The sequence below is a fragment of the Bacillus methanolicus PB1 genome, assembly GCF_000262755.1.
Taxonomy (GTDB): Bacteria; Bacillota; Bacilli; order Bacillales; family Cytobacillaceae; genus Bacillus_Z; species Bacillus_Z methanolicus.
In genome coordinates, this window is the sequence record NZ_AFEU01000003.1 from 706,438 (window position 1) to 719,773 (window position 13,336).

At 38.1% G+C, this 13,336-nt stretch carries 12 protein-coding genes and 1 riboswitch; of the genes, 2 read left to right on the forward strand and 10 right to left on the reverse strand.

Features of this window, described 5'->3' with window-relative positions:
• Window positions 1-5 precede the first annotated feature (5 nt).
• Both PB1_RS13215 and PB1_RS13220 read right to left on the reverse strand, forming a co-directional pair.
• Window positions 6-1,499 carry a RecQ family ATP-dependent DNA helicase gene (locus PB1_RS13215; RefSeq protein ID WP_004437455.1) on the reverse strand — a complete coding sequence of 498 codons (1,494 nt, stop codon included), beginning with the start codon at window positions 1,497-1,499 and terminating at the stop codon, window positions 6-8.
• Entirely contained in the window at window positions 1,490-2,581 is a 1,092-nt protein-coding gene (locus PB1_RS13220) for a YpbB family protein (RefSeq protein WP_238533134.1), read from the reverse strand. The genes PB1_RS13215 and PB1_RS13220 overlap by 10 nt, the downstream gene beginning before the upstream one ends.
• A 268-nt stretch (window positions 2,582-2,849) precedes the next feature.
• Between PB1_RS13220 and PB1_RS13225 the strand changes: the two genes are divergently transcribed.
• Window positions 2,850-3,098, forward strand: a complete 249-nt coding sequence (locus PB1_RS13225; protein WP_004437461.1) for a 4Fe-4S domain-containing protein — start codon at window positions 2,850-2,852, stop codon at window positions 3,096-3,098.
• A 174-nt stretch (window positions 3,099-3,272) separates the two neighbouring features.
• Here the strand turns inward: PB1_RS13225 and PB1_RS13230 are convergent, their stop codons facing one another.
• A complete protein-coding gene (locus PB1_RS13230) occupies window positions 3,273-3,854 on the reverse strand; it encodes an ECF transporter S component (RefSeq protein WP_004437462.1) in 582 nt (193 codons plus the stop codon).
• A gap of 254 nt (window positions 3,855-4,108) precedes the next feature.
• A riboswitch (FMN riboswitch) is annotated at window positions 4,109-4,249 on the reverse strand.
• A 286-nt stretch (window positions 4,250-4,535) separates the two neighbouring features.
• Here PB1_RS13230 and serA point away from each other — a divergent pair.
• Window positions 4,536-6,110: a phosphoglycerate dehydrogenase gene (serA, locus tag PB1_RS13235; RefSeq protein ID WP_004437464.1), complete on the forward strand. Its 1,575-nt coding sequence runs from the start codon at window positions 4,536-4,538 to the stop codon at window positions 6,108-6,110.
• 61 nt (window positions 6,111-6,171) lie between these two features.
• On the opposite strand, the gene PB1_RS13240 is transcribed toward serA, so the two are convergent.
• From PB1_RS13240 to ccsB, 7 genes are all read right to left on the reverse strand, one after another.
• Window positions 6,172-6,984: a histidinol-phosphatase gene (locus PB1_RS13240; RefSeq protein ID WP_004437467.1), complete on the reverse strand. Its 813-nt coding sequence runs from the start codon at window positions 6,982-6,984 to the stop codon at window positions 6,172-6,174.
• Between the two features lie 176 nt (window positions 6,985-7,160).
• The gene (locus tag PB1_RS18340) at window positions 7,161-7,292 is read right to left on the reverse strand and encodes a hypothetical protein (RefSeq protein ID WP_004437470.1); all 132 of its coding nucleotides are present in this window, start codon (window positions 7,290-7,292) and stop codon (window positions 7,161-7,163) included.
• A gap of 252 nt (window positions 7,293-7,544) precedes the next feature.
• Window positions 7,545-8,774 (reverse strand): hypothetical protein, encoded by a 1,230-nt coding sequence (locus tag PB1_RS13245; RefSeq protein WP_004437473.1) that lies wholly within the window; start codon window positions 8,772-8,774, stop codon window positions 7,545-7,547.
• Complete coding sequence (gene sigX, locus PB1_RS13250; protein WP_004437475.1) at window positions 8,749-9,300, reverse strand: RNA polymerase sigma factor SigX; 552 nt, start codon at window positions 9,298-9,300, stop codon at window positions 8,749-8,751. The genes PB1_RS13245 and sigX overlap by 26 nt, the downstream gene beginning before the upstream one ends.
• Window positions 9,301-9,546: 246 nt before the next feature.
• Complete coding sequence (locus PB1_RS13255; protein WP_004437478.1) at window positions 9,547-11,331, reverse strand: ATP-binding protein; 1,785 nt, start codon at window positions 11,329-11,331, stop codon at window positions 9,547-9,549.
• On the reverse strand, window positions 11,328-12,044 hold the full coding sequence (locus PB1_RS13260) for a response regulator transcription factor (RefSeq protein ID WP_004437481.1): 717 nt from the start codon (window positions 12,042-12,044) through the stop codon (window positions 11,328-11,330). The genes PB1_RS13255 and PB1_RS13260 overlap by 4 nt, the downstream gene beginning before the upstream one ends.
• Window positions 12,045-12,144: 100 nt before the next feature.
• Entirely contained in the window at window positions 12,145-13,326 is a 1,182-nt protein-coding gene (gene ccsB / locus PB1_RS13265) for a c-type cytochrome biogenesis protein CcsB (protein ID WP_004437485.1), read from the reverse strand.
• Window positions 13,327-13,336 lie beyond the last annotated feature (10 nt).

Here is a 13,336-nt window from a genome sequence, read left to right on the forward strand (position 1 = left end):
CTCACTTATTTTAAAAGAATCTCTGCTAAATAATTTTTCCAGTCAAAAGAAGAATTTGCAAGAGATTTTTCTTTGTGCAGTTTAAAAAATTGATTGTAATGAATTCCGCATACATCACAGCAATGATCTGCTTTCATTGTCGGTGTTTCATTAAAATATTTCAAGATCAAGTCTCTCCGGCACGTATCCGCCTCGATCCAATTTCTCATTTCCCAAACTTTTTTCCTTTTCATCGAACCGCGATCTGCTATAAATCTCTTAAAATGAATAAATTCAGTTTCCCATCCATTGAAAGAAAAATCGATCCGGTCTAAAAAGTGATGAACGATACGCCACTGAATTTCGTTAAACCCGCAAACCATGCTGATTTCATTCTCATATTCAGCAAAATTTGAACGATTGTCCGGGTTCGATTTTTGCCAGGAAAGCAAGCGATCGATTTGGATTTCTTCCGGCAATTCGCCTTCTGCCAGCTGAAATGCAAGTTGTTCATCACCCGGGGAATATAATAAAATCGCTATACTTTCTTTTCCATCACGCCCCGCGCGGCCAATTTCCTGAAGATAGGATTCAAGCTGGAGAGGCATATGATAATGGATAATAAATCGGATATTTTCTTTGTTGATCCCCATGCCAAATGCGCTTGTAGCACAAATGATATCAAGTTGATTATGAATAAATTGCTGCTGAATCAAAATCCGATTCTCCTGGTCCATGCCTCCATGATAAGCCGCAATATTCCCGATATTTTTCTCCTTTAAGAAAGAAACCATTTGTTCGGCCATTTTTTTCGATGAAAAATAAATGATTCCCGGGCCTTGTAATTCCCTTGCAATCTCTAATACACGTTCATTCTTTTCTTTGAGATCTTCGACTTTTTCAACCGCTAAAGCGATATTTGGGCGGTCAACAGAATAAATGAATTCATTGCAATTTTGTATACGCAAGGAATCTTTAATGTCCTTTCTGACTTCTTTTGTTGCAGTGGCTGTTAAAGCTAGAGTGAGAGGATTCCCTAATTTTCCCCTTATTTCTCCAAGTGTAAGATAATCCGGTCTGAAATCATATCCCCATTGAGAGATGCAGTGGGCCTCATCCACAACAAATAAGGATATATCGATCATTTGTAATCGTTTAATAATATGTTCCATTTTCAACATTTCAGGAGAAACAAAGATAAACCTATATTTTTCCAGTCCAGAAAGAGCGTCTCTCCTTTCAAGCGGTGAGAGAAATGAATTCAGAGCAACAACACTCTTTTCCCCTCGCCTCATCATTTGTTCAACCTGATCCTGCATAAGTGATAATAAAGGAGAGACGATGACTACCTGACCAGGCAATATATAAGCGGGAAGCTGGTAACATAATGATTTTCCAGTACCTGTCGGAAGCATAGCCAGCGTATCTTTACCTTCTAAAACAGAGGTAATCGTCTCCTTTTGCCCCGGTTTAAAGGAGTTGAAATGGAAATATTCCTTGAGTAATTCATTTAGTTGCATTTTTGATCACCATATTTCGCAAGGACTAACCGAATTTCAAAATAACTTGCATTTCCCGCTTGTGTACGGATGTGCTTCAACTGCTTCGATGAAACTTTTTCTGCAGCTTTTATTATGTTTGTTTGTTTTGAGCGATCTACATAAGGACTGATATCAAAATCTTTCATATTTAAAGCAATTTCCACAATATGGTCCTCTATTGTGCTCCTTTTTAGATTTCGTACTTGAGCTATTCTTTCCAACGGCATACCGGTATTAAGAAGTTCATACGTCTTTTTTGCCGAATTAGTAAGGGGTATGAATTTGCCTGCCTTCTGTATAAGGGAATGTAATAACGGAAACCGGGCCGGGCTTTTTGTAATCGTTTCAATCATATAGTGTAGAAGGTTTAAGAAAGACACGCGGTAATATGTATGTTCCATTCCCAGTTTTTCAGCTGCCTGGTGTTCCGTTAACCCGATTCTGTTATATCCAGTGAACCTAATGACAAGGATGGCAGGCTCGATTTGATGATATGCTTCGAAATAAGCTGTTAACTCATTGTAAAGCTGTTCAGCAAGAAGGAATCGATCTTTTTCTTGTTTCGCTATAAAATTCTTGAGCCAGTAAAGAGTTTCTTTTTTCTTTTGAACGGGAACATAATCCGGCTTTCGATTGATTAAATTTGAACAAACTTGCACAAATAAGGACAGGCGCTCCCAAAAAAGTTCCGTGACATTGTGATACTTCCACCCGTTTAAAAATTCGGGGAAGGGTTTTCTATGAAGTTCTTCATCAAGCATGTCTCTTCCTTTTTCCGTTAAGAAAAAATATTGGTCATTCTTTTTTTCAATCCAGCCTTCTTTTTCAAATTTTCGAACCATTTCTTCAATCTCAATCCTTGTAATAGATGGAAAAGCTTGAAAGAATGGATAAAGCTGAAACAAGTGGGTATCCTGTATGGTCTGGGATGATTTTTTCCCTTTTAAGAGATGATAAATTGAATAAATCGTTCTCTCACCGTTAATTTTCTTTAAGCAATATAAAATGATTAATTCCAGGCAGGTGGCCGTCATTTCATCACCTATCCTTCCATAATTCATGTTTCATAACTTTTCCGCATCATGATGGTAATAATATTGTAAGAAAGTTTTTTTGATGCTTTTTATGTTCATTTATTTTAACATGAATATGATTAATGTTTTATCAAGAAAGGTATAAATGAAAAAACCCTGTTATGATAAGGATTCTCAATAGATTTTCTATTGAAAAGTTCTTTACACAGTTTTACAATAGGGATGAGGAATACGGCTCCATTATTTCAAATGGATGACGATAGAATAACTCGTTTATTGACTGGGAGGTTTTATCATGGCAAAATATACAATTGTTGACAAAGAAACATGTATCGCATGTGGTGCATGTGGAGCTGCAGCGCCGGATATTTATGATTATGATGACGACGGCATTGCATTTGTAACTCTCGATGATAACCAAGGCATCGTAGAAATCCCTGATGTTTTGATCGATGATATGATGGATGCTTTCGAAGGCTGTCCAACTGACTCCATTAAAGTTGCAGACGAGCCATTCGATGGCGACCCAACAAAATTCGAATAAAAATTTGATGAATTTTTATAGTTAAGTTACTGGCACCCCTTCTTTTAGAAGGGGTTTTTCATTAAAAAGAGGCTGACTCATAATAAGAGGCTGACACCCTCCGACAAAGACAATTGATTGTCTATATATTGTATTGAGGGGTCTAACCCTTTGCTTATGATTCAGCCTCTATTGTTAAATACTTTCATATACATTTTGCTTGCCGATCAACGATTGCAGGCGTGAGAAGATCAGCATAAAGACGATTGACAAAAGGAAGCCTTTTATAATATTAAATGGCAGAATAGCCGTAACAATCAATTGTCTCGTTTCAGGAGCAGACATTGCAGGTGCGTTCAAGAAAAATGTATATGCCGGCAAAATGACAAAATAATTTAAAACACTCATAAGGACAGACATTACAATTGTTCCGGTCACCAAAGCAATTGTCATGCCTTTTTTTGTTTTAAGTTTGTTATAGACAAACCAGGTCGGCAAGATGAAAATGATTCCGGCAGCGAAATTCGCAATATGTCCTACAGGTACGCCTGTCGGGCTCCCTTTCATCAAATAATCCAGAATATTTTTTATTAATTCAACAAGTATCCCGGCAGCCGGTCCAAAAACAAGTGCAGCAATCATTGCAGGAATATCACTGAAATCGATCAATAAAAAACTTGGAAATGGCGGAATCGGAAAATTCAAAAGCATCAAAACATATGCAATCGTACTTAGCATTCCCACCGTAACTATAGTCTTCGTGTTTAATTTTTTCATGTTCCTCTCTCCTTTTGAGATCCATCTCATTGAAGGAAGAAAGGTTCAGCATTTAATGCAGCCCGTTAAAATGAAAGAGGCTGTCTCATAAGGGTCTGACCCCATGTGCATTTATCAATATATAGCACATTTATCCAAAATTATGTCCTATATATTGTGTTATGGGGTCTGACCCTTAGGCTTTGAGACAGCCTCATTGGAAGGCACACTTAATAAACGTTCAATTTCCTTTATTTTTTGAACGTCCGCAGAACCTCCATCTTCTCCCATCCAGACTATACTGTCGGCTTTGGAATCTCACCAAATCCTGCCTAAATCATATCAATTAGGCTCGCGGGCTTAGAGAATGCCTCATCACCGCCGGTCGGGAATTACACCCTGCCCCGAAGATAGATCATATTATTTTTTCAAAACTTATTATACTGAAAAAAGTTCTTTTTGGGAAGTATTGTGACATTATCATTCGATCTTCATTAAAAGCCGAACATTCTTTCTTAATAATTATAAAATCATTAGCTTTTACATACTTTAAAAATATTTAAAAAAATAGTAAATATTGTCCATTCAAGCTTTAAAAAGTTTACAATATAAAACGGAACAATATTTTAAATTGACAGATAAATGTTCGTCTTGTAAAATAGCAGAAAATTGTTCTTCAAAACATAGACAGGTGGTATGGAAATGCACTATATTTTAGTATCAGACGCAATCAGTGAGGAAGGGCTTGCGCCATTGCTTGAAATGGAAGATGCCGAAATCATCCAGAAGAAAGTTGACGATCCGGAAGTTCCTCTCGACAAAGTTGAGGCTCTATTAGTACGAAGTGCTACAAAAGTAGAGGAAGAACTTATGGAAAAAATGCCGTCATTAAAGATTATAGCCCGTGCAGGTGTAGGAGTTGACAATATTGATGTACAGGCTGCCACAAAGCGGGGAATCATTGTGGTGAATGCTCCAGACGGGAATACGATTTCAGCTGCTGAGCATACTTTTGCGATGATGGCTTCATTGATGAGAAAAATCCCTCAGGCTCATCAATCGGTTAAAAATTTGGAATGGAAAAGGAATGCGTTTGTTGGCACTGAGCTATTTGGAAAAACACTTGGCATTGTCGGCTTGGGCAGGATTGGATCAGAAATTGCCAAACGGGCAAAAGCTTTTGGCATGTCCGTGCATGTATTTGATCCATTTTTAACAAAAGAACGTGCACAACAAATGGGAATAATATCAGGTTCAATCGATGACGTATTAATGAATGCTGATATCATCACCGTGCATACACCTTTAACTCCTAAAACAAAAGGGCTAATAAATGAACAAACATTAAGCAAAACAAAGAAGGGTGTTTTTCTCCTGAACTGTGCCAGAGGCGGCATTATTGACGAAAAGGCACTTGCCAAGTTTATAGCAAACGGGCATGTTGCCGGTGCAGCTCTGGACGTTTTTGAAACAGAGCCGCCAGGGGAAAATCCTTTATTTAAATTTGACAATGTGATTGTTACTCCGCATCTTGGCGCCTCAACGAAAGAAGCTCAGCTAAATGTTGCGACCCAGGTTGCGAAAGAAGTTAAGATGTTCTTTGAAGACAAACCAGTTTTAAACTCAATTAACCTGCCGGCTATGTCAAAAGATATATATGAAAAAATCCGGCCGTTCCATCATTTGGCCAAACAGATAGGATCGATGCTGTCTCAATGCGTCAAAGAAGGCGTAAATGAAATATCTGTTACTTATTCAGGTTCTGTTGTCGATCTTGAGACTTCCTACTTAACAAAAGCATTACTTTCAGGGTTTTTTAAAAACCGTATAGATGCAAATGTAAATGAAGTTAATGCTATGATTACAGCAAAGGAACGTGGAGTTACAGTCGGAGAAAAAATTTCTTCGAATACATTCGGTTATTCGAACTGCATTTCTGTCACAATTAAGGGCGATGATCATGATTATTCAATAAGAGGAACCTTTATTGAAAATTATGGACCAAGAATTGTATATATAAATGATTTTAATATAGACTTTTTCCCTGATGGAAATCTCCTCTATATTCAGCATATAGACAGACCGGGAGTAATCGGGAGGGTCGGAAAAATTCTTGGTGACCATCATATTAATATTGCAACGATGCAGGTCGGCCGAAAAGAGGCCGGTGGGGAAGCGATTATGGTCTTATCTTGTGACAAACCGCTTGATGATGAGAAAGTTAAATTGTTGCAGGAACTTGATGATATAGTATCCATTAATCCAATCATACTCTAATCAACAAGCTATTAAATACATAAGGCTGATTCATATGCTATGAGTCAGCCCCTCTCTATTGTTATCCTAGTGGATATTCTATTCTTTCTCCTTTTGAAAACGTCATGATTGTCTGATAGCCCGTCTCTTTCGCAAAACGAACAGCTTGGTCAAAATCTGCGCCAACATGCTCCGGAACATGGGCATCAGAAGATAAAACAATCGGAATTCCTTTCTGAAAACACATTTTTAATAATCTCGGATCCGGGTACAACTCCCCGACCGGCTTTCTAAGACCGGCTGTACTGATTTCCACACAAGTCTTAGATTCAGCCAAAGCAGTCGTCGCCCTATCATATTGTTCCAGCAAGAACTCTTCATTTTCCGGAACATACTTAAAAATTTTAACAAGGTCGAGATGACCTACAATATCAAACAAATTCGATTGAGCAAGTGTAATTACTTGATCAAAATATTTTTCATAAATATCATACAAATCCCTTTTATCCCATTCGGTTCTGTACTCTGCAAGGTCAATTCCAAAATCATCAATCCAATGAATGGAACCGATCACATAATCAAACTCGTATTGTTTTATGAACTTTTCCATTTCCGAATGCTTTCCGGGCGTATAATCCATTTCAATTGACATTTTTACATCAATTCCCTCGTTCCATGCTTGATAAAAAAGTTTTACATAATCTTCCATATCATAATATCTACGCTCATTTACCCATGGGTTCTGTAAAATATCTGCTGTTTGATAAAAATGGTAGGCATGTTCGGAAATGCCGAAATGTTCGATGCCCTTTTCTTTCGCCGTACCAGTGAATTTTTTTAAATAGTCGAGGGTAAGCGTTCCTCTTTCCAAATGATTATGATAATCTGTCAGCATATGTTCTAATTCCTCTCCCAATTTTTTTACTCATTATACTTTTAAAAAGGATAAGCAGCAAGAATTTTAAAAAAAAGAAAATAGATTATCAAACTTTTTTCTGATAGTATCTTCTCTCAAACATTATGTAAACCTTGTCTCGTCCCAAATAGATCTGTTAAAGTTCCTTCAGCAGGCTATAACCAGTGCGATGTCAGCGCTCCATCTTCCATCATATCTGCGTGGGCCAGTTTTCCTCCCAGAAATAATAAGCTTACAAAAAAAGCGATTATTCCCGCAATTAAAAACCTCTTTATGTAATCCAGCATGTTTTTCCTCCTAACGAATGTACTCTCCCAATTACAATATGACAGCTTGTACTCTGTTAGAACGATTGTAAGGTTGGGAGTATTCACATAAAGCACTTTTGTTAGTATTTGGAGCATTCCATCAATTTTATGAAAAAAAGGAAAAGAAATGAGGCTGTCTCAAAAGCCCAATGGTCCCATAACAAGTTGGATAAAAGTGCTATATATTGATAAATACGTTTGGGGTCAGACCCTTATGAGACAGTCTCATTGTTATTCAATTGAGAGCTTATTTGCCGCGACCGGAACTTGAAGTTCTTTTGACAAATCAAACGGTCCTATATTTTTAACAGGAGGATTTTCAACCTTGACAGCTTTAAAACCGAAATTTTTTGCCGTAAGTAAAATCGCTTCAATGGAAAACACCATTTCCTGTAAATCAGTTGCATTAGTGGATTTAGTAAGAAAAATAGATAAAGTGCCATTATTATCAGGTACCACTTTTTCAAATTGCAGTCCTTCTGAAAGTGAAGGTTTAAGCTGGTGAGTTTCCAATTCTTTTCTCATTGCCGCATACGCTTCATTAATTGTTTCATACTCATCCGGTGTAGGAACAATGAAAGGTTTTTTTCCTTTAGCCGGGTATAAAAACAAATAACCGTGTGCAGGGGTGCTTGATTTTTCAACAACTAGCTCTGTAATTTCATCATTTCCTAAAACAATTCCCTTTTCATTCTCGGTTGTGAATGTGATCTTTTCTACTTTGTCACCGTCAACAAAAGAGCTTAAAAGGGAGCTTTTAAACATAATTTCACTTGCTGAACCGAATCCATATTGATGATCTCGGGGAACATCGACATTTAAGACCTTTTTCAGAGAGTCATAAGCAAGATTTGCATGCAAAGGGTAATATTCACTAAGGCCCCATTCTTCTTCTTTCAGATCGGCCATTGTTTCCTTAAATTGATCAAACCAAGTTTTATTGTCTTCTTTTTGAACAAGAACACTGACCGGAACAATATTTTGGCCATTTGCATCCGGAATCGCATAAGTCAGCAGCTCTTTTCCTTGTAAATCTTCCTCGTATACTGCAGTTCGTTCAACATCATCCGCCAATGTCTTTTCACTGGAAGGATTATTCTCATCGGCTTCAAATTTTACAGGATTGTCTTCCTGGAAAGAAACATCTTTACTCTTATCCTCAATAGCTGCAGTATTATCATTTCGGGCCATTTCCATGTTTTCATTTGAAGTGGCTGAATTCAGACTCATGTATTGTTGTGACGGCTCCTGCCAATTTATTAAGTTAGGAGCAAGAATAATAAATAGAATCACAGCGGCTGCAGCAGCAAGACTGGGCATTATCCACATCTGTCTTTTCCTCTTTTTAGCCTTCAGGGCAATATTTTGATAGATGTCGCGCGGATCTCGATTATCGGATATTTTCGGCAGCTGCAGAAGTAATTCTTCGAGTTCTTTATCGGTCCACACTGACTTTTTCACAAATTGCCACCTCCTTTTCGGCTAATTGTTCCATTTCTTTCTTCAATATTTTCAATGCCCTGTGCTGTGTCGTTTTTACTTTGCTTTCAGTCCAGCCTAAAGCTTCAGCTGTTTCCGCTATGGATAATTCATGAAGATAGCGCATAACGATGACCATTTTCTGATCAACTGAACATTTATCGAGACAATCATATAGAGATCGGATTTCTTCATTTTGCAAAGCGACTTCTTCGGGTATTGGATGTTCGTCTTTGACTTGCTGCGTTGACCAATCGAATTTCTCCAATAACCGTTGTTTCCATCCCTTTTGTTTTCGAAAAAAATCAATCGCTACATTTCTGGCGATAGAAAAGAGCCATGTTTTTTCACTGCTTTTCCCTTCAAACCGTTTATATGACTTTAGTACTCTTATATAAACCTCCTGAACAAGATCTTCAGCTAGTTCACGATTTTTTACCATATAATATAAGAATTGAAAAACATCCTGATGATATTTGGAATAGAGTTCTTCAAAAACGGAGTCCATCGATTCTCCTCCCCGTTTGAAATAATAGTCGAAATCTATGTATAAAAAGTTACATCTATAAATATAGACTTTTTCAAGTGAAAAAGAAAGAGCCTAAAGGTAATTCTTTCCTCATGATTTTTTTAGAGTGTTTCACCATTTGTTCTTTCAAAGAAATAAGAACAACCCCTGCCTTAATGACAGAGGCTGATAAAAATTTTTGCAATGTTTCCCGTGGATCAAGACTAATCGTCACAAAACAAGAATTTATTCGATATTTCGTGGAATCAAAAAGGAAAATGTCGTACCGTGGCCAAGTTTGCTTCGAACAGATATATGGCCTTTATGAGCATTGATTATATGTTTTGCGATCGAAAGTCCGAGTCCTGTACCGGATCCGCGCTTTCTGGCTTTATCCGCTTTATAAAATCGCTCGAATACAAACGGCAAGTCTTCTTCCGGAATACCAGAACCTGAATCGCTTACTTCAACGTGCAGACCCTGTTCATCAGCATCTACTGCAACTGTTACAGATCCTTTATTAGGGGTATGCCTGATCGCATTGTCGATTAAATTTGTTAAGACTTGTTCGATTCGGTCGGGATCAAAACGGTATGTTGTTTGTTCGTTGTTTAATTTGAAGCTTAAATGAATATTCTTTTCTTTAGCCAAACCTTGAAACTTCCGGATAATCCTTTGAATGTACGGCTCAATTACTACTTCTTCAATCGTAAGTTGGAAATGCCCTGCTTCCATTCTTGCAAGATCCAATAATTCATTAACGAGGCGTCCCATTCGCAATGATTCATCATAGATAACTTTTGCCATTTCTTTTTTCTCTTCGTCCGTACTTGCCATGTCATCAACGATGGCTTCACTGTACCCCTGCATCATCGAAATTGGAGTCCTCAATTCATGTGAAACATTTGCAATAAAATCATTTCTGAGTTTATCCAGTTTACGCTCTTCTGTCATATCCCTGATAACTGCTACAGCGCCTCTAATATACTCATTGTTATAAAGCGGACTCACAATAATAACCCAGAAACGGCCCTGAATTGAAATTTCTCGAACTTGCTCTTTTTCAGTATTAACCGCCAGTTGAAATAGCTCCATTACCTCTGAGGGAACTGCCTCTTTATTAGAATGGGTTTCATCTTGTTCAAAATACCAATTTTGCAAGAAACGCTCTGCCGGCGGATTAGTGATCAAGATCGTACCGTCGCGATTAAAGGTAATAACTCCGTCTGCCATACTGCTTAATATGCTGGCTAACTGTTCTTTTTCCTGGCTTAAAGCATTCATATTAAACTTTAACTGTCTACCCATCTGGTTAAAGGCAGTCGCAAGTTCACCGATTTCATCATGGGTCATGATCGGAACTTTTGTATCAAACTTTCCGCGAGCCACCTCAAAAGCGGCTTCCCGCATTTTTCTCAATGGAGATGTTATTCTTGTTATGAGGAAAAACGCAAAGCTAGTTATTAAAACAAACGCAACTCCTGCCGCAAGAAAAATAAACTTTGTCGTTGTACGGGTGGTCTCTTGCATAACTTCTAAAGATTGGTAAATAAAGACAGCGCCTTTTTCACTATCAAACTGAATCGGGACACCGATAATTAAAATTTGCGTCTCTTCATCATCCTCTTTACCTTTCTTCGGTGGAGAATAAATGCTCTTGACGAATTTTTTTCCATGAAATACCGGTGATAAATTTTTTTCATTCAAGAAAACATTTAACGGCAAATGTTGTCCAGATTCAGTATTAGGAGAAAAGTAAGCATGGTCTTTATCCCTTACAACCACTGCCTTAGTCACTTCATCTATCATTTTCCAAGAGATTTCAAGGCTTATTTCAAATTCTTCAGGAGCATGTTCTTCAAGAACTTGAGAAATTCTGTTTGCTGTTTCCGTTAATCCTTTTTCCGTTTCTTCGATATGATAGTTTTCAAAATAGCCAAGAAGCATGACTGTCAGAATAAATAAAACAAAAGAAACTAGAAAAATAATGGTGATCCATAGCTTGCCAACTACACTCCGCCACAACATCATTCATTGACAACCTCAAACTTATAGCCTACTCCCCACACTGTAACAATCATCTTCGCTGCCTGTTCAGATACTTTATTCAATTTTTCACGCAATCTTTTTACGTGCGTGTCTACTGTTCTTAAATCTCCGAAAAACTCATAATGCCATACTTCTTTTAAAAGCTGTTCCCTGTCAAATACTTTATCAGGTGATTTTGCCAGAAAGTGTAATAATTCATATTCCTTTGGTGTCAAGCTGACTTCTTTTCCATCTGCAAGAACGCGGTGTGCATCGTTATCTATCGTCAAATGAGGGAATACAATAATATCTTTCGTTGTCGTGTCTGTTTTTAAGTAGCTTGTATTAGATGATCTGCGCAGCAATGCTTTAACCCTGAGAACTACTTCCCGAGGGCTGAAAGGCTTTACAATATAGTCGTCTGTGCCAACTTCAAAGCCCTGAACCCTGTTCACTTCTTCTCCTTTTGCTGTTAACATGATAACAGGTGTAGCTTTTTTCTCCCTTAATTCCTTGCATACTTCAATTCCGTCTTTTCCTGGCATCATCAGGTCAAGAATTATGAGATCATATTCACTTCCGAGTGCTTTCGCTAATGCTTCATTGCCGTCTTCCGCTTCCTCAATTATATAATTCTCCCTCTCCAAATACATTTTCAACAGACGTCTGATTCTTTCCTCATCATCAACTACTAAGATCTTAACATCTTTTTCCATATCCATATCCCCTTACAGACAGTTTTATTAGTAGCGTTATGATATTGCAAAGAAGCCCCCACCCCGGTGAATGTGAAGACTTTCTAACAGCGAATTGCCTTTAAGTGCCTGCGTAAGAATGCAGTCCGGCAATAACAAGGTTAACTGCGATAAGATTAAACATGATGATGACAAACCCGATTACAGCAAGCCAAGCGGACTTTTCACCATGCCAGCCTTTTGAAAGGCGAAGATGGAGAAATGCTGCATAAAACAACCATGTAATAAGAGCCCAAACTTCTTTCGGATCCCAGCCCCAAAATCTTGTCCAAGCTATTTGCGCCCAAATCATCGCAAAAATCAAGGCACCGAGTGTAAACACCGGAAAACCGATCAACACAGAACGGTATCCGATTTCATCAACGAGGTCTAAATTAACATTTTTAACGAGCGGCTGTAAAGCTGCAGCAATCCGCCGCCGCAAAATTAAGCGGAGCAAACCATATAAGACAATTCCCGCTCCACACGACCAAATCACTGTGTTTAATTTTTTTGCGTTAATAAAAGCAGGCATTTCAACAAGCGGTTCAAACTTGCCCTTTGTGACAAGTTCGCCTTCGTTCGGTCCGGTAATTGCAGGAATTGTATAATCGATTGTTGTTTCCTTTCCATTTTTATCGATCCAATGAAATGCAGCTTTATAATCTGCAATCGAAAAAGCAGTCGATACAGCAACAAATCCGAGTGTAACGATTAATCCAAACAATACAACTTCGAGCCAAAACGTCCTCTTGCTTCCTTTCGACTGATCAACTGACTTAATTAAATAGATCAGTCCTGCTGCAAAACTTATAGCCAGAATTGCTTCGCCGAGCGCAGCAGTCGTTACATGAATATGAAGCCAGTCGCTTTGCAGCGCTGGAATCAACGGAGAAATATCCCTTGGAAACATGCTTGCATAGGCAATAATCAGTACTGCCACAGGAAGTGTAAATACCCCTAAAAGAGATGTTCTATAAATGAAATATATAACGATAAATGCGAGTACAAGGCACATCCCAAAAAAGGTTGTAAACTCGAACAGGTTGCTGACAGGAGCGTGACCTGCCGCAATCCATCTTGCTATAAAATATCCTAATTGGGAAAGAAAACCGATCATCGTTATCCCGAGGCCAATTTTCGCCCAGCGGTTAGTACCCTTTTCAACAGATTTTTTATCTTTAATAGAGCCAGCGAAAAACACGATAGCGACTAAATAAAGTATAAATGCAGTATAAAGCAAATTAGAGCTGAGTGCTGCCACCTGGTTCCCT